The sequence below is a fragment of the Neorhizobium turbinariae genome, assembly GCF_023223505.1.
GTDB classification, from domain to species: Bacteria; Pseudomonadota; Alphaproteobacteria; order Rhizobiales; family Rhizobiaceae; genus Neorhizobium; species Neorhizobium turbinariae.
In genome coordinates this window covers 248,002-264,688 of record NZ_JALPRY010000010.1, presented here as the reverse complement: position 1 = coordinate 264,688, position 16,687 = coordinate 248,002, and the positions used below count along the sequence as shown (strand labels likewise).

The window sequence follows — 16,687 nt, the reverse complement described above, 5'->3', positions numbered from 1 at the left end:
GCGCATGATGCCAAGTGCCGTCGGCTGCCGAGCGTGGTCTGTAGTTTCCACGCTTTACCGCGCATTGCTCGTCATGCTGCTGTGGCTTCCGCTCGCCTCGGCAGCCTTTGCGCATGCCTCGCTCAATTCGACCGAACCGCCAGATGGAGCAGTCGTGGCAGCGGCACCCGGCGTCATCCGGCTCATCTTCAACGAGCCGGTGTCGCCGACGAGCCTGAAGCTGACCAGGCCCGACCGAAGCAGCGTTCCGCTTGAGGATGTTGTGGTCAAGGGCAATGCGCTGGAGATCACCCCGCCGGCAGACTTGCAGACCGGTACCCACCTCCTCTCCTGGCGCGTCGTGTCGGAAGACGGTCACCCGATCGGTGGATCTTTCCTCTTCTCGGTGGGTCACGCAGGCGGGCCGCCTCCGGATACTGCCGCTGATTCCGGCTGGCCGGTCTGGGCCGGCCTGTGGACCGGCAAGGTCATGCTGTATCTCGGCATCTTTTTTGGCATCGGCGGTGTGTTCGCGATCTTCTGGTTTGTCGGCGGCGATACGGCGACGTGGAAGCCGAGCCTGATTGCGCTCGGCATTGGCTCAGCGGGAGCACTGATCTCGCTCGGCTTCCAGGGCCTCGATGCGGTGGACGAGGGTATCCCGTTCCTGTTCTCCGGCTCGGCATGGCGGGCAGGGCTCGGCACAAGTCTCGGGCCGACGGTCATCTTCGTTTGCGTCGGATTTGCGTTGGCAGCGCTGGCGCTGTTGAGCGGCAAGGGCCGGGAGGCCCGATGGATGGCGCTCTCTGCCGTCCTCACCGCTGCTTTCTCCTTGAGCCTCAGTGGCCATGCGAGTGCCGCACCGCCGCAGTGGATCATGCGCCCCGCGGTCTTCCTTCACGTCGCCGCCATCGCCATCTGGGCGGGCGCCCTCCTGCCGCTCATGCTGCAACTCCGAACCAAGAGCCCGGAAGCGGCGGGCAGCCTGCAGCGCTTCTCCGTCTTCATCCCCTGTGCCGTGCTGATCCTGATCGCCGCAGGCGGTGTGCTGGCTTATGTCCAGGTCGGCACGCCATCGGCTCTTGTCACGACCGCCTACGGCATTGCCTTCCTCATCAAGCTTGTGCTGCTTGTCGTACTTTTCGTCCTTGCTGCGGCCAATCGCTGGCGGTTGACGCAGCGCTCGCGGCGCGGAGAGCCGAAGGCCATCTCCATGCTCGTCCGGCTGATTGCGGCCGAAACGCTGGTCATGGTGCTGATCTTCGGTGTCGCTGCTGCCTGGCGTTTCACGCCGCCGCCGCGCAGCCTGGTTTCCCAGGTTCAGCGTGATGTCGTCGTGCGTCTGCAGAACGCCGAGGCGGCCGCCGACGTGACCGTTCGCCGGGGTGACGGCGGCGCGGTGTCCCTTTCCATCAAGATCACTGGCAAGGACGGGCAACCGCTCGATCCCGTCGAGGTCACGGCGGTGCTGGGCAATCCACAGGCCGGCGTTGAACCGATCCGACGCAAGGCGGAGAAGACCGAAGCGGGTTGGACGGTGGCGGATCTCGTGCTGCCGCTGGCGGCCAGGTGGAGCCTGCGCCTCGATGTGCTGATCACCGACTTCGACATCACCCGGCTGGAGGGCGAGATCGAAATCAGGCCGTAAGAAGAGATCAGGTCGATTGATCTTGCACAAACCGAAGGGCCGCCGCTGCGGTTACAACCTCTGCCAACAGGATTTGCAGAGGAGCTGCCATGTCTGCGGCGATCATCGAGAAATATGGCGACGCGCGGCTGCCGCGCTACACGAGCTACCCCACGGCGCCGAACTTCACGAAGAATTTCGATGGCTCGGTCTATCCGCAATGGCTTCAGGCCCTTCCGCAGGATGAACCAACCTCGCTTTACGTTCATATCCCCTTCTGTCGTGCCATGTGCTGGTATTGCGGCTGCCACACGGCGGTGACGCAGAAGGATCGACCGATCATCGAATACATGGAAACGCTGCATCGGGAAGTCGAGCTCCTGGCGCTGGCACGCAACGAGAGTTTCTCGATCGGGGAGATCCATTTTGGTGGCGGCACCCCGACTATCATGAAGCCTGACGAGTTCGTGGCACTGGTACATGCCTTCCGTGATCGTTTGGGTTTTGCGCCCACCGTCAACACCGCCATCGAGATCGATCCGCGCACGCTGCAGTCTGATATGGTGGCCGCGCTCGCCGAAGCCGGTGTGACCCGCGCCAGCCTGGGCGTCCAGAGCTTCGATCTCAAGGTGCAGCGCGCCATCAACCGCGTCCAGAGCGTCGAGCAGACCATGGCGGCGGTCTCGAGCCTGCGCGGCGTCGGCATCAATGCGATCAATTTTGACTTGATCTATGGCCTACCGCATCAGACGGTGGAGTCCTGCATCGAGACCGTCGAGGCCGCGGTTGCCATGCGGCCGAATCGTCTGGCGGTGTTCGGTTATGCGCATGTACCGAGCTTCAAGAAGCACCAACGCCTGATCCAGGAAGAAGCGCTGCCGAATGCTCCGGAGCGTGCCTTGCAGGCTGCGGCGATGGCGCAGGCGCTTATTGCGGCCGGCTATGTGCAAATCGGCCTCGACCATTTCGCGCTGCCGGATGATGATCTGGCTCTCGCACAGGCGGAAGGCCGGCTGCATCGCAACTTCCAGGGTTACACGACCGATAACTGCGAAACCCTCATCGGCCTTGGCGCCTCGTCCATCGGCCGCCTGCCGCAGGGTTACGTTCAGAATGAAGTGCCGCACGGGCTTTACGCGAGCCGCGTCGCGAGTGGCGAGTTGCCTATAGCCAAGGGCTACCACCTTACGGCAGAGGATGGGCTTCGGGCCGCCATCATCGAAAGGATCATGTGCGACTTTGCGGTTGATGTCGAAGCGCTCGCTTGCGCACATGGTTTTGAGGCAAATGATCTTCTCCGACACAACGACCGGCTGGATGAACTGGAAAGTGACGGGCTGATCCAGCGCGATGGTGGCCGCATTACGATCTCGGAGGAGCATCGTTTTATCGTGCGCGCCGCCGCATCGGCTTTTGACGCATACCTCAACCAGGCGGGACGCTCCTTCAGCAAGGCAGCCTGATCCGTCAGGTCTGATCGAACGGACGTTTTTTCGGTTGATCGGCGTCCTGTGGCGTGCCACCTGCTGCAGCACTTGGGATGCGTCGGGGGTCGAAGATGCGCGATCGGAACGGAGCGGCGGGATCGCTCGAAAGCTCTGGTGGAGCCGGCAAGCTGGCCGGCTTTCTATCGCAGGGCCTGTGGTCGCTCTTCGTCTTCATCGGGCTCTACTGCATCCTCAGCATGCTCGTGCGCCTCGCGCTGCCGAACGCGCTGACGCTGGATGAAGCCGAGCAATCCCTGTTCTCGCAATACTGGCTGCTGGGTTACGGGCCGCAGCCGCCGTTCTTCAACTGGGTGCAGAACGCTGTCGTGAGCGTTTTCGGCATCTCGCTGTTCGCGCTCGTCCTGCCGAAATTCGCGATGCTGTTCCTGGCCTACGCCTTCTTCTGCCTGGCGGTGCGTGAGCTGGGTCATCGCCCCGGTTTCGTCGCGGTTGCGACGCTCAGCCTGCTGACGCTGCCGCAGGTTTCCTACATGCCGCAGCAGGACCTGACCCACACGGTCGCGGTTCTGATGGCAACTGCCCTCTTTCTCTATGGGCTGTTCCGCATTCTGATGCGGCCGGATTTGCTGGGTTACCTGATCCTGGGGCTTGCGGCCGGCATCGGCACCATCTCGAAATATAACTTCGTGCTTCTGCCGGCGGCGACCTTCATTGCTGTCCTGGCAGATCGGGAATGGCGCAAGCGGCTGCTCGATCCCCGCATCCTCCTGACGGCGCTCGCCGGGTTAATCGTGGTTCTGCCCCACGGGCTCTGGCTGCTCGGCAACCTTGATCTCGCCAGTGCCGGCACGATCGGCAAGATGGTCGAGGCGAACGCACCGCAAGGCATGGCTCGCATCATCCGCGCGCTCGGGTCGCTCGCGCTGGCTTGCATCGCCTTTGGCGCGCTGACGGTCATCATCTTCGGCATCGCCTTCAAGGGGCAGTTCAAGCGCAGCCTCGTAACAGGCACGCAGGTGACGCGGCTGCTTGGCCGGATCATGCTGATCTCGCTCTTGGGGGTCGTAGTCGTCATCCTGGTTGCGGGCACGACGAAGATCACCGAACGCTGGCTTGATCCTTATCTCCTGGTATTCCCGCTTTACCTGTTGCTGAAGCTGGAGAACGTCGGAGCGGATGTTGGAGGCAGCCTGAAGCGGTTGATGCCCGTATTCCTTGTCATCATGGCCATCACGCTTCTGCCGCTGCCAGGCAAGACGGTAACAGGCGGGCTGACCGGCTCCTACACGCGCATCAACTATCCTTTCGCGGCGGCTGCGGACATCCTGAAGACAGAAGGTCAGCCGGCCCTCATCGTGGCGGCGGGCATGCATCTCGCTGGCAATATGCGCATGCAGTTTCCGGATGTGCCGGTGATTGATGCCGATCAGGTCATCACCGGTTTCCCGGCACGCGAGGCGATGAAGGCGCCTGTGCTTGTGGTCTGGCACGATAACGGCTCAACTGGAAGCGAACCTCTGCCGATCAACCTCTCGCAGGTCGAGGCACTGGGGCTCGCTCCCGGGCCGGTAAAAACGCTGGCGCTTCCCTTTTCTTTTGGAGACGGTAAGACCGAACTGCGGCTAGGTTACGCCTGGCTGGGTGCTGCTCCTTAAGGCTGCGCCAAATCTGCGAAAATCAGGAGAGGGAATGGCAATGGCGGAAACGGAAAAGGTCGCGCTGATCACCGGCGGCGGTCGTGGAATGGGCGAGGCGATCGCACGCGAACTTCATTCCCAGGGCTACAAGCTGGCGCTGATGTCGCCGTCGGAAAGCTGCGAGAGGCTTGCCGCGGAACTCGGCGGTGTCGCCTCGCGCGGCGTGGCCGAAAAGGCGGAAGACATCCAGGCGATCTTCGACCTGACGATGAAGACCTATGGCCGCATCGACGCCGTCGTCAATCATACCGGCCATCCGCCGAAAGGCGACCTGCTCGACATCACCGATGAGAACTGGACGCTCGGCTCGGACATGATGATCCTGTCGCTGGTGCGCATGGCGCGGCTGGTGACGCCGGTGATGCAGAAACAAGGCAAGGGCGCCTTCGTCAACATCACCACCTTCGCCGCCTTCGAGCCCTCGCTGATCTTCCCGATTTCGTGCACCTATCGTGCCGCGGCCGGCGCCTTCACCAAGCTCTACGCCGATCGTTACGCGGCCGACAACATCCGCATGAACTGCATCCTGCCGGGCTATATCGACAGCCTCAACCACAAGCCGGAAACAGCAGACAAGGTGCCGATGAAGCGTATCGGTCAGGTCGAGGAGATTGCCAAGACCGCTGCCTTCCTGCTGTCGGACGGAGCCGGGTACATCACCGGCCAGAACATCCGGGTCGATGGCGGCATCACCCGGCACGTGTAATCAGGACATACCCGCATGAGATGGAAGCGTACGATCCAGTTGCTGGACGTTCATTGTGAAGGCGAAATCGGCAAGGTGGCGATCGGCGGCGTTCCGAAGATCCCCGGCGAGACGGTCGCAGCACAGTTGCACTGGCTGAATACCGATCCGAAGGGGCAGGAACTGCGTCGCTTCCTGTGCCTGGAGCCGCGGGGAGCGCCGATCGGCTCGGTAAACCTGCTGCTGCCGGCCAAGCATCCGGATGCAGATGCTGCCTTTATCATCCTGCAGCCGGACCAGGCGCATGCAAGTTCGGGCTCGAACTCCATCTGCGTCACCACCGCGCTGCTGGAGGCCGGTATCGTCGAGATGCAGGAGCCGGAAACTATCGTCACGCTTGAAACCGCGGCCGGATTGGTGAAGGCAACCGCAACCTGCCGCGACGGGCGCTGCGAAAAGGTCAGGCTCACTATGGTGCCGTCGTTCGTGCACCAGTTGGACGTGACGCTCCAGACGCCGCGCTGGGGCGAGATCAAGCTGGACCTGTGTTACGGGGGTATCTTCTACGGACTGGTGGATGTCGGCCAGATTGGCCTGACGATCGAGAAGGGCAATGCGGCAGCACTTGTCGAGGCAGGCATGGTGCTGAAGAGCCTCATCAACCAGCAAATGACGGTGGTTCACCCGGATATCCCCGCGATCTCCGGCGTTGCTTACGTGATGTTTCGCGATACGGAGGCGGATGGCACGGTGCGCACCTGCACCACCATGTGGCCGGGCCGCGCCGACCGTTCACCCTGCGGCACGGGTAACTCGGCCAATCTTGCGGCACTTCACGCACGGGGCAAGGTCAAAGTGGGCGACTTGTTTAAGTCGCGTTCCATCATCGGCTCGCAATTCGAGGTAGGGCTTTCGGCGGAAACCGAGGTCGCAGGAAAGCCGGCAATCGTTCCAACGATCACCGGCCGTGGGTTCACCTTCGGGCTTCACCAGATTGCGCTCGATCCGTTCGATCCGCTCTCGGACGGCTTTGCGATGACCGATGTCTGGGGGCCATCCGCAGGGGAGATCTGATCAGATCTCCCTGGCGCTGGAGTTGAGGGTGTCCGTGGCATCGCCAGGCTTCAGCACCAGCGAGTTGACGCCTTCGGCCATGGCCGGGTTGGAGGGAGCCGGCACGACGCCGAGTTCCTGCATCTGCAGGAACTTGTAGGCCCCGAACAGGTCGCCATGCTCGGCGGCCTGGCGATACATCTCAGCTGCCTTCTGCGCATTCGGCTCAATGCCTTCGCCCGCCTCATACATCAGGCCAAGGTTGATCATCGCGTCCTTGTTGCCGCGCTGGGCGGCAAGGTCGTACCAAGCAATCGCCGTCTGGTCGTCGGCCGGAACAAGCTGGCCTTCATCATAGATCGCGCCGATATTGAAGGCGGCAGTGTCGTCACCTTCGGCGGCGGCCTTTTCGAACCACTCGAGCGCCTTGTTGACGTCCTTTTCCGTCCCGAGGCCGTCGCGATAGGCGACGCCGAGGTTATATGCAGCGAGCACGTTGCCGCCCTGTGCGGCTTCCGTGTAAAGCTGGAACTCGGCCTTTTCGTCACCAAGGCGGCCCATCAGCATGCCGAAGTTCACCTTGGCGGCCGGATAATTCGCCTGGACTGCGGCGTTATAGGCGCTCATCGCCTGGTCGGCCTGCTGGGCGTTGTTCAGCGCGCGGCCAAGCTGGTAGGCGAAGCGCGGGTTCCCGGTGGTCTCGAAGGCCACGCGGCAGGCATCAACGGCGGCGCCATCGATCTCGCCGATGCCGACCGGCGAGAACTCGCTGTTGCGCTGCTGGTCGAACGGGCTGCCGGCAAGCCGGTCGCAATCCGACTGCATGGCCGACGCGAGCTGCAACTGGGCGCGCTCTTCCGCGCCGGGTGAAACCGTCAACACGCACAAGGCCACCGCCGTGCTTGTGAATAATGCGAAACCCTTGTTGACTTTAGATGCGCTGAAAGTCATTGTGCGCCCCGATTCATACATTCTTCAGATTGCTTAACGAACGCCCGAACCGCGAGTCGGTTCCGAGTACTTCAGCGTATTCGAATGTACGCGCCCCCTGATCCCCGCACATTTTTGTGAGCACCAGCCGCTGCCGCCGCGTGAATGACGCGTTTGGAGCATCGCTTCGGATTGTTTCAAGACGCCGCTTGATGGTATGGCGAGGGCATCGATGACCTCTCGGAAGTGCTCCCCATGAAGACCCTCACCCTTCGCCGCCCCGATGACTGGCACCTGCACCTGCGCGATGGCGCCGTCCTCAAGGGCGTCATCGGCGATACGAGCCGCCATTTCGCCCGAGCCATCATCATGCCGAACCTCGTGCCGCCGGTGGTGACGACTGAGGATGCCAAGGCCTATCGCGAGCGCATCATGGCCGCGCTTCCGGTTGGCGACCGCTTCCAGCCGCTGATGACGCTGTATCTCACGGAGCATACGCAGCCGGATGATGTGGAGGAGGGCAAGAAGAGCGGGCTGATCACCGCCGTGAAGCTTTACCCTGCGGGTGCGACGACCAACTCCCATGGCGGTGTTCGCAATCTTGATAATGCCATGCCGGTGCTGGAGCGCATGGCCAAGATCGGCCTGCCGCTTTGCGTCCATGGTGAGGTCACCAATCCGGAAGTGGATATCTTCGACCGCGAAGCCGTGTTCATTGAAACGGTGCTGGAGCCGCTGCGTCGCCGCCTGCCGGAGCTCAAGGTCACCGTGGAGCATGTGACCACGGCGGACGGCATCAACTACATCAAGTCGGCAGAGCGCAATCTCGCGGGCTCGATCACCACGCACCACCTCATCATCAACCGCAATGCTATCCTCGTCGGCGGCATCCGCCCGCATTATTACTGCCTGCCGGTCGCCAAGCGGGAAAACCACCGGCTCGCCCTGCGGGCCGCGGCAACCTCGGGCGACGCGCGGTTCTTCCTCGGCACCGATTCCGCACCGCATGTCGATCCGCTGAAGGAATGTGCCTGCGGCTGCGCCGGCATCTATACCTCGCTCAACACCATGAGCTGCCTCGCGCATGTTTTTGAAGAGGAGAAGGCGCTCGACAAGCTCGAAGCCTTCGCCTCGCTGAACGGTCCGGCCTGGTACGGCCTGCCGGTCAATGAAGAAACGATCACACTCGAAAAGCGTGACGAGCCGGCCGTCTATCCTGACAAACGGGATACCGAAGCAGGTGCAATCACGGTCTTCGACCCCATGTACCCGCTTCACTGGCACGTGGTTTAGCAATTGCGGCAACACGTCAAATTGGTTGCATTTTATTCTTGCTGGTAACCATTTGGGAAGGATCGAGAACTAGCGTGCAGCCGTATCATCCGCTGTCACGCTAGAAAGAACCTTAGAGCATGCTTGACTACAAGTCTCTCCTGCTGGCGCTTGGCGTATCCGCAGCATGCCTGGTGGTGACGCTTTTCGGCACGTGGTTCTCACGGCGAACAGATTCCTTTCTGCTCACGCTGGTGGTGGCGCTGGCGCTGATTGTCACCGGCATTTTCGCCTATAGCTCCTATACGTTGCAGAGCGGGGAGATGTGGGTCTGCATGGCGTATATCTTCCTGGTCACCGGCTTTTCGGCGACCTATGCCGCCTCAGTCCAGTTCCGGACCGGGCGCAAGCCCTGGATGCTGGCAGCGGTTCTTTCCATCCTCTGCATCGCCGTCGGCCTGCCGCCGTTGCTGGCAGATCTCGATGGTGTTGGACTGATTGTCATGAACGTCGCTGCCGCGGCCCTCCTGGTCGGCACAGGCTGGCAATATGTCGCCGCTCGCCGCGAAGCGCCCGGCCCGTTATGCGGCATGGCAATCCTTTACGCCCTGAGCGGCCTGAGCTTCGTCCTTTGCGCCTTGGTGCTGATCACGGAAAAGCAATGGACCCTTGGCCAGGCGCCGGACAATTGGGCTGAAAACCTCAACCTCGGCGTCTGCATCGCCGGCATGACCGGGATCGGCGCCTTGTCGCTTGCCCTGCATCAATGGCGCATGGCAGCCCACCATCGTCACGAGGCGATGACGGATGCCTTGACCGGGCTGATGAACCGTCGTGCCCTGTTCGAGGAAAACGGCCACCGCGTCCTGAAGCCATCGACCGCCGTCGTGGTCTTCGATGTCGACCGGTTCAAGTCGATCAACGACCGCTTCGGCCACGCAACCGGTGACCTGGTCCTGAAGCTGTTCGCCGAAGACTTAAGGTCCGGGATCACGCCGGGCCAGACGGTTGCGCGCCTCGGCGGCGAAGAGTTCACGATGATCCTGGAGAATGTCCTGCCGGGCAGGGCGGAAAAGGTGGCGACGGATATCTGCCGCGCCTTCGCCGCCAGGACCATTCCGGTTGGAGACGCGATCCTGCAATGCACCGTCAGCGCCGGCATCGCGGTCGGGTCAGCCGGTGGCGAGCCATTCGAGGCAGTGCTCAGCCGAGCCGACAACGCGCTCTTTGAGGCAAAGCGCGGCGGGCGTGATCGCGTGGTGGTTGCCGACTACCTGCGGCCGGTTACCGTCACCGGGACACGAACCAGCGCCTGATCCAGGCTTTATTTCTCTGCTCGTCTGGCGGCAATCCCAGCATCCTGCTATTGCGGCGCGTGGTTCTTTAGAAGGATAGCGCGGATGATACAGACCACATTTCCCGATCGTGACGTGATGGCAGAGCTGATGGCCAAGATGCTCTGGGAAATCGGCGCCGTCCATTTCAGTGCGGACAAGCCCTACAAGCTGGCCTCCGGCATGATGAGCCCGGTCTATATCGATTGCCGCAAGCTCATTTCTTACCCGCGTATCCGCTCCACGATCATGGATTTTGCAGCCGCGACCATCATGCGCGACGCTGGCTTCGAGAAGTTCGATTGCATCGCGGGTGGCGAGACGGCCGGTATTCCCTTCGCGGCCTTCCTGGCTGAGCGGCTTGGCCTGCCGATGATCTATGTCCGCAAGAAGCCGAAAGGCCATGGCCGCAGCGCGCAGATCGAAGGCTATATGCCAGAAGGTGCTCGCGTCCTCGTCATCGAGGACCTGACCACGGCTGGCGGCAGCATGTTCACCTTCATCGACGCCATCCGTGCCGCCGGCGGCGTGGTCGACCACGGCATTGCGCTCTTCTTCTATGACATTTTCCCGGAAGCCGGGCAGCGTCTTGCCAATGGCAAGGTCCAGCTTCACCGTATCGCCACCTGGCGCAACGTGCTGGCGGTCGCACGCAACGGCAAGCTGTTTGACGAAACGACGCTGCGCGAAGTCGAAGCCTTCCTCGATGCACCTCTCGCCTGGTCCGGCCGCAATGGCGGCGTGAGTGAGCTTTCGCTCTAGGCAAGCGACAAAAGCTCAGTTAAGCGAGAAGCAGGAACAAGACCGGGAGGGAAGAATGATCCTGTGCTGCGGCGAAGCCTTGATTGACATGCTGCCGCGTGAAACCACGCTGGGAGAGAAGGGTTTTGCGCCTTATGCGGGCGGCGCGGTCTTCAATACCGCGATCGCACTTGGCAGGCTCGGCCAGCCGACCGGCTTCTTTACCGGCCTCTCGGACGACATGATGGGCGACATTCTGCGCGAGACGCTGGCGCAGAGCAATGTCGACGCCAGCTTCTCGGCTGTCTCCTCGCGTCCGACGACCATCGCCTTCGTCAAACTCGTCAACGGGCAGGCGAGCTATGCCTTCTATGACGAGGGAACCGCTGGCCGGATGCTCAGCCTCGACGACCTGCCGGCGCTGGGGGATGATTGCGAGGCGATGCATTTCGGTGCGATCAGTCTCATCCCGGAACCATGCGGCAGCACCTACGAGGCGCTGATGGCGAGGGAGCATGGCAAGCGCGTCATCTCCTTTGACCCGAACATCCGCCCTGGCTTCATCAAGGACAAGCAAAAGCATCTCGACCGCGTGCGCCGCATGGCGGCGATGTCGGACATCATCAAGTTCTCCGACGAGGACCTGGAATGGTTCGGCATGCAAGGCGACCATGACACGCTTGCCAACCACTGGCTGGACGCAGGCGCCAAGCTTGTTGTGCTGACACGCGGCGCCGAGGGCGCTACGGGGTATACGCGGGGCTTCAAGACCTCGGTGCCGAGCGAGCGCGTGACGGTGGTGGATACGGTCGGCGCTGGCGATACCTTCGATGCCGGCATCCTCGCATCGTTCAAGATGCAGGACCTCCTCACGAAGGAAAAGATTGCGGCGCTGACGGAGGATCAGGTGAACAAGGCGCTGGCGCTTGGCGCAAAGGCCGCGGCCGTCACTGTATCACGCGCTGGCGCAAACCCACCCTTCGCGCACGAGATCGGGCTCTAAGCCGGTATTCTTTAGGAGCACCCCGGCCTTATCCGGGGTGCTCGCTTCTGACAGATAACTCTCAGGCCTTCTTCATCCCGGCCAGTGCCTTGACGAGGCCTTGGGTCGAGGAGTCGTGGCTCTCTGCGCTTTCTTTGCCTTCCACAACCGGAAGCAGGCCCGTCGCCAATTCCTTGCCCAGTTCCACGCCCCACTGGTCGAAGGAGTTGATGCGGAAAAGCACGCCTTCAACAAACACCCGGTGCTCGTAAAGCGCGATCAGGCGGCCGAGCGCAAACGGTGTCAGCTTGTCATAAACGAAGGTGATCGACGGACGGTTGCCGGTGAAGACGCGATGCGGCGCGATGAAATCGGCCTGCTTGTCGTCCATGCCCTTGGCAGTGAGCTGCGCCTTGGCTTCCTCGAAGGTGCGGCCCTTCATCAAGGCTTCCGATTGCGCCAGGCAGTTGGCGATCAGCAGGTCGTGCTGGTGGCGCAGATGCGGCTCGAAGCCGTTCGCGGCGATCATGAATTCGGCCGGTATGATGCTCGTGCCCTGGTGGATGAGCTGGTAGAAGGCGTGCTGGCCGTTGGTGCCGGGCTCGCCCCAGACAACCGGTCCGGAATTGGCTTCGACGGGCTTTCCGTCGATCGTCACGCCCTTGCCGTTCGATTCCATGTCGAGCTGCTGCAAATAGGCCGGGAAACGCAGCAGACGCTGGTCGTAAGGCAGGATCGCGCGCGTTGAATAACCCAGCACGTTGCGATGGTAGAAGCCGATCAGGCCGAGCAGCATCGGCAGGTTCTGGCGAACCGGAGCGCTGCGGAAATGCGTGTCCATGGCATGCGCGCCGTCGAGGAACTTTCCGAAGTTGTCCGGACCTATGGCGATCATCAGCGGCAGGCCGATCGCCGACCAGATCGAATAACGTCCGCCGACCCAGTCCCAGAAGCCGAATACCCGGTCCTGTTCAATCCCGAAGGCGGCTACCTTGTCCAGCGCGGTCGAAACGGCCGCGAAGTGATGCTTGACCGCGTCGTTGCCGAGCTTGTCGGCAATGAAGGCGCGCGCCGAGGCAGCGTTGGTCATGGTCTCGATGGTGGTGAAAGTTTTGGACGCAATGATGAACAGCGTCGTCTCGGCATTGAGCAGCTTCAGCGTATCAGCAATATGGGCGCCATCGACATTCGAAACGAAATGCGCGCGCGGACCGTCGTGGAAGGGCGCAAGCGCCAGCGTCGCCATGACCGGGCCAAGGTCGGAGCCGCCAATCCCGATGTTGACGACATCTGTGATCGCCTTGCCCGTCGCACCCTTGAGCGCGCCGGAGCGGATGCCGTCCGCGAACCGATCCATGGCGGCAAGCACCGCATTGACGTCCGCCATGACGTCCTTGCCGTCGACCAGCACCGGCGTGTTGGAGCGGTTGCGCAGCGCCGTGTGCAGAACCGCGCGGCCTTCGGTGAAGTTGATCGGCGCGCCGGAGAACATTTCCTCGCGCTTGTCGGCAACGCCGCCCGTCTCCGCCAGCTGTTCCAGCAGCCGCAACACGTCATCGTTCACCGCGGTCTTGGAATAGTCCATCATTAGGTCATCGAAGCTGGCGCTGAACTTGTCGAAACGGCCGGGATCGGCTGCAAAGGCGGCCCGTATATCGGTCGCATTGGTCCGGGCAGCAGTTGTCTTCAGCTCTTCAATGATGGCCTGCATGGCATGTCCTCGCATTCGGAAGGTATGGCGGGAACCTATTCCCTTTCCCCTCCAAATCAAGCCATGTCATGGGCCATGCCGGACCATTATGTGGATCTTATTGACCCACAGCCGTAACGACTGTTCCGCCCAAGGAGTTGCCGAAACGGTCCACCTGATCGCGATAGTTGCGACGCGTGGTCGGGTCGAAAACCGCAATCGGCGTGCTGACGGCGACACTTGCCGCGCTGCCGACGCTCTGCGCCGCGCCGAAGGCCACAGCACCCAGCCGCTCGCCAAAGCCGACATGGGAATCCGTCACCGTCTGGCCTGCAATCAGGCGATTGCCGAGCAGCCGCACCACTTCCGGGCTTTCTGCGAACTTGCCGTGGTTGAGCTGGTCATTGCCCTTCAGTGCCGTGAGGTCGAGGACGACGATCCCGGCTTTCTCGAACTCGGTGCGATAGGGTTCTGCCATCGGATCGACCTGGCCGAGCCGGTCCACGTTGCCGGAAATGCGGCGCGACAGGCTGAGCGCCCGGTCATCGCGCGACACGAAAAGAGTAAAGCTCGGCCGCTTCGGGCCGATCTCCGCCAGTTGGCGGCTGAAGACATCCACATCGAGGTCCGGCGAAGCGAGGATGACGTTCTGGATCTTCGGTGCCACGCGTCCGTCGCGGATCGCCATCTGCCGCAGCGCTTCGACCGTCAGCCACGAACCCATGGAATGAGCCATGATGGTGACTTCGCCGACGGCCGGCTCCCGCGCCAGCCTGCGTAGCAGCGCTTCAAGAGCGTCGCGGGAATAGTTGGTGCTTTCCTTGTCGTAGTTATAGGCAAACACGCTGCCGCGCGACGGCCAGGTAAACAGCACCGGTGCTGCATCCGCCTTCGAGTCGTGAACGATCTGCGCAAAGCGGTAGACCGCATCCTCATAGCGATTGTTGAAGCCGTGCACGAAGACAAGCACGCGCCGGCTCTTCGGCAGGGTGCGCTTCAGCCATGCCGTGGCACCGGCCGTCTCCAGCGGTGTCACCGAAACCGTCGCGAACTCCTTCTCCGGGTTCGGCGGCAGTTTCTTCGGCCACTGAACCTGGCCCACTTCGCGCTTGCTGTCAGGCGGAATGGAGACTGCGATTTCGGTAACCTGCGGTTCCTTGCCGCGCTCGCCGGAAAACAGGATGCCCGGCTCTTCGCTCGGACGCCGCGTGGTCGCAACCAGTACATCGACGCGTGAGGTGCCGGCGGCGCGCTCGGTTGTTGGAATTAGCACGCCTTCCGGCCGCCCGGCGCAACCCGCCAGCAGCGCGACGACAAGCACCGCGCAGAACCAACGGGATAATCTCACGGGGTCGTTTTTCACGCTCACTCCACGGGTCAACCAACGAGATGGCCTAGGCCATGAAGCAGCCCAACGTCCACCGCGAAAGCACCAGTGGACGCTGGTCTTGATATGCTTGGCCGTGCTCTGTCGCAGCCTTGCAACGCTTTGAAGCCTAGCCGCGCAACTCCCGGCGCAGGATCTTGCCGACATTCGACTTCGGCAGCTCAGTGCGGAACTCGATATAGCGCGGCCGCTTGTAGTTGGTCAGGTTCGTTGCGCAGTGTGCCTTGACGTCGGCTTCAGTCAGGTTCGGGTCCTTCTTCACGATGAAGAGCTTGACCGCCTCTCCCGAATGCTGGTCCGGCACGCCGATCGCGGCGCATTCCAGCACGCCCGGATGCATGGCGACGACTTCCTCGACCTCGTTGGGGTACACGTTGAAGCCGGACACGAGGATCATGTCCTTCTTGCGGTCAACGATCTTGGTGTAACCCTGACGGTCCATGTAGCCCATGTCGCCGGTGCGGAAATAGCCGTCCGCGGTCATCACCTTGGCTGTCTCGTCCGGCCGGTTCCAGTAACCGGCCATGACCTGCGGTCCGCGGATGCAGATCTCTCCGACATCACCAAGCTCGACTTCCTTTCCGTCATCGTCACGAATGGAAACCTCCGTCGACGGGATCGGCAGGCCGATCATGCCGGTGAATTCCTTCGTGTCGAGCCGGTTTGCGGTGGCGACCGGCGAGGTCTCCGACAGGCCGTAACCTTCGGTGATCTGGCAGCCGGTCATCTTCAGCCAGCGTTCGGCAACCGGCCGCTGCACCGACATGCCGCCGCCAAACACCAGCAGCAGCGACGAGAAGTCGAGCTTCTGGAAATCCGCATTGTTCATCAGCGCGTTGAACAGCGTGTTGAGGCCCGGGAAGACGTGGACCTTGTACTTCTGCAGTTCCTTGACGAAGGCCGGAATATCGCGCGGGTTGGCGATCAGGATATTGTGGCTGCCGGTCGCGACGCCCATCAGCGAGTTCACGGTCAGCGCGAAGATATGGTAGAGCGGCAGGGCGCAGAGGAACTGCAGTTGATCCGGCCGAGGCTTGCTGAGAAAGGCCGTCTCCAGCCACATGGCCATCTGCTCCTTGTTGGCGAGCAGGTTTGCATGGGTCAGGATCGCGCCCTTGGAAACGCCGGTCGTGCCGCCGGTATATTGCAGGAACGCGACGTCGGACGAGGAAACCTCCACCGGCGTCACAGACAAGCGTGCACCTTCGGCAACCAGTTGCTTGAAGCTCGTCGAGCCGGGCAGGGCCCATTGCGGCACCAGTTTCTTCACCTTGCGCACGACCAGGTTGACGATGTGCCCCTTGATGCCGAGCATGTCGCCCATGGTGGCGACGACCACATGCTTCACGTCCGTGCTCGGCAATGCCTGCTGCAAGGTGTGGGCAAAGTTTTCAAGAACGAAGATCGCCTTGGCGCCGGAATCTTTTAATTGGTGGGCGAGCTCGCGCGGCGTGTAGAGCGGGTTGACGTTGACGACGACCATGCCGACCCGAAGGATGCCGTAGACGATGACGGGGTTCTGCAGCACGTTCGGCAGCATCACGGCGACGCGGTCACCCTTGGTGAGGCCCTTCGCCTGCAGCCAGGCGGCAACCTTGCGGCTTTCGACCTCCAGTTCCCTGAAGGTCAGCGACTTGCCCATGCTGGTAAAGGCGAGGCGGTCTGAATAACGCTGGCAGCTGTCTTCGAAAAGTTCACCCAGCGATTGATGCTTCAGCGGCGGTATCTCGGCCGGTACGGTGGGTGGGTAAGAGGCAAGCCAAAACTTTGCAGGCTGCGCTTGCGTCTGTGCCGTCACTTCATTCATTGCCAACCCCTCCTTGTTCTTTTTCTCTTGTTCGCGCTGTTCGCACGACCGCGGC

Annotated in this window: 13 protein-coding genes; 9 read left to right on the top strand and 4 right to left on the bottom strand. The window is 62.0% G+C overall.

Translation table 11 applies throughout. From position 1 onward, the window contains the following. Window positions 1-4: 4 nt before the first annotated feature. The 5 genes from M0654_RS09885 (at window position 5) to M0654_RS09865 (ending at window position 6,510) form a co-directional block, all read left to right on the top strand. Window positions 5-1,627, top strand: coding sequence for a copper resistance CopC/CopD family protein (locus M0654_RS09885; protein ID WP_248682941.1), 1,623 nt, complete (start codon window positions 5-7; stop codon window positions 1,625-1,627). 89 nt (window positions 1,628-1,716) lie between these two features. Then, complete coding sequence (gene hemN / locus M0654_RS09880) at window positions 1,717-3,069, top strand: oxygen-independent coproporphyrinogen III oxidase (RefSeq protein ID WP_248682940.1); 1,353 nt, start codon at window positions 1,717-1,719, stop codon at window positions 3,067-3,069. A 95-nt stretch (window positions 3,070-3,164) separates the two neighbouring features. Beyond that, complete coding sequence (locus M0654_RS09875) at window positions 3,165-4,709, top strand: glycosyltransferase family 39 protein (RefSeq protein ID WP_248682939.1); 1,545 nt, start codon at window positions 3,165-3,167, stop codon at window positions 4,707-4,709. Window positions 4,710-4,749: 40 nt separating this feature from the next. After that, window positions 4,750-5,457: an SDR family oxidoreductase gene (locus M0654_RS09870; protein ID WP_248683061.1), complete on the top strand. Its 708-nt coding sequence runs from the start codon at window positions 4,750-4,752 to the stop codon at window positions 5,455-5,457. A gap of 15 nt (window positions 5,458-5,472) precedes the next feature. Continuing rightward, entirely contained in the window at window positions 5,473-6,510 is a 1,038-nt protein-coding gene (locus M0654_RS09865) for a 4-hydroxyproline epimerase (RefSeq protein ID WP_248682938.1), read from the top strand. On the opposite strand, the gene M0654_RS09860 is transcribed toward M0654_RS09865, so the two are convergent. Then, window positions 6,511-7,440 carry a tetratricopeptide repeat protein gene (locus M0654_RS09860; RefSeq protein WP_248682937.1) on the bottom strand — a complete coding sequence of 310 codons (930 nt, stop codon included), beginning with the start codon at window positions 7,438-7,440 and terminating at the stop codon, window positions 6,511-6,513. A 234-nt stretch (window positions 7,441-7,674) separates the two neighbouring features. On the opposite strand from M0654_RS09860, the gene pyrC reads away from it, so the two are divergent. From pyrC to M0654_RS09840, 4 genes are all read left to right on the top strand, one after another. Next, entirely contained in the window at window positions 7,675-8,712 is a 1,038-nt protein-coding gene (gene pyrC, locus M0654_RS09855; RefSeq protein WP_248682936.1) for a dihydroorotase, read from the top strand. A 119-nt stretch (window positions 8,713-8,831) separates the two neighbouring features. Beyond that, a complete protein-coding gene (locus tag M0654_RS09850) occupies window positions 8,832-10,007 on the top strand; it encodes a GGDEF domain-containing protein (protein WP_248682935.1) in 1,176 nt (391 codons plus the stop codon). An 84-nt stretch (window positions 10,008-10,091) separates the two neighbouring features. Then, a complete protein-coding gene (locus tag M0654_RS09845; RefSeq protein WP_248682934.1) occupies window positions 10,092-10,787 on the top strand; it encodes an orotate phosphoribosyltransferase in 696 nt (231 codons plus the stop codon). Between the two features lie 55 nt (window positions 10,788-10,842). After that, entirely contained in the window at window positions 10,843-11,769 is a 927-nt protein-coding gene (locus tag M0654_RS09840) for a carbohydrate kinase family protein (RefSeq protein WP_248682932.1), read from the top strand. A gap of 61 nt (window positions 11,770-11,830) precedes the next feature. Here M0654_RS09840 and pgi read toward each other — a convergent pair whose 3' ends face one another. The 3 genes from pgi to M0654_RS09825 all read right to left on the bottom strand — a co-directional run bounded on the left by pgi (window position 11,831) and on the right by M0654_RS09825 (window position 16,632). After that, window positions 11,831-13,459: a glucose-6-phosphate isomerase gene (gene pgi, locus M0654_RS09835; RefSeq protein ID WP_248682931.1), complete on the bottom strand. Its 1,629-nt coding sequence runs from the start codon at window positions 13,457-13,459 to the stop codon at window positions 11,831-11,833. Window positions 13,460-13,556: 97 nt separating this feature from the next. Beyond that, window positions 13,557-14,786: an alpha/beta hydrolase gene (locus tag M0654_RS09830; RefSeq protein ID WP_248682930.1), complete on the bottom strand. Its 1,230-nt coding sequence runs from the start codon at window positions 14,784-14,786 to the stop codon at window positions 13,557-13,559. Between the two features lie 148 nt (window positions 14,787-14,934). Then, the gene (locus M0654_RS09825) at window positions 14,935-16,632 is read right to left on the bottom strand and encodes a long-chain fatty acid--CoA ligase (protein ID WP_248682929.1); all 1,698 of its coding nucleotides are present in this window, start codon (window positions 16,630-16,632) and stop codon (window positions 14,935-14,937) included. Window positions 16,633-16,687 lie beyond the last annotated feature (55 nt).

What these genes read in the sequence shown, in the direction of transcription:
- M0654_RS09885 (WP_248682941.1), top strand. Translation starts at nt 5, where the DNA reads ATGATGCCAAGTGCCGTCGGCTGCCGAGCGTGGTCTGTAGTTTCCACG.
- hemN (WP_248682940.1), top strand. Translation starts at nt 1,717, where the DNA reads ATGTCTGCGGCGATCATCGAGAAATATGGCGACGCGCGGCTGCCGCGC.
- M0654_RS09875 (WP_248682939.1), top strand. Translation starts at nt 3,165, where the DNA reads ATGCGCGATCGGAACGGAGCGGCGGGATCGCTCGAAAGCTCTGGTGGA.
- M0654_RS09870 (WP_248683061.1), top strand. Translation starts at nt 4,750, where the DNA reads ATGGCGGAAACGGAAAAGGTCGCGCTGATCACCGGCGGCGGTCGTGGA.
- M0654_RS09865 (WP_248682938.1), top strand. Translation starts at nt 5,473, where the DNA reads ATGAGATGGAAGCGTACGATCCAGTTGCTGGACGTTCATTGTGAAGGC.
- M0654_RS09860 (WP_248682937.1), bottom strand. Translation starts at nt 7,440, where the DNA reads ATGACTTTCAGCGCATCTAAAGTCAACAAGGGTTTCGCATTATTCACA.
- pyrC (WP_248682936.1), top strand. Translation starts at nt 7,675, where the DNA reads ATGAAGACCCTCACCCTTCGCCGCCCCGATGACTGGCACCTGCACCTG.
- M0654_RS09850 (WP_248682935.1), top strand. Translation starts at nt 8,832, where the DNA reads ATGCTTGACTACAAGTCTCTCCTGCTGGCGCTTGGCGTATCCGCAGCA.
- M0654_RS09845 (WP_248682934.1), top strand. Translation starts at nt 10,092, where the DNA reads ATGATACAGACCACATTTCCCGATCGTGACGTGATGGCAGAGCTGATG.
- M0654_RS09840 (WP_248682932.1), top strand. Translation starts at nt 10,843, where the DNA reads ATGATCCTGTGCTGCGGCGAAGCCTTGATTGACATGCTGCCGCGTGAA.
- pgi (WP_248682931.1), bottom strand. Translation starts at nt 13,459, where the DNA reads ATGCAGGCCATCATTGAAGAGCTGAAGACAACTGCTGCCCGGACCAAT.
- M0654_RS09825 (WP_248682929.1), bottom strand. Translation starts at nt 16,632, where the DNA reads ATGAATGAAGTGACGGCACAGACGCAAGCGCAGCCTGCAAAGTTTTGG.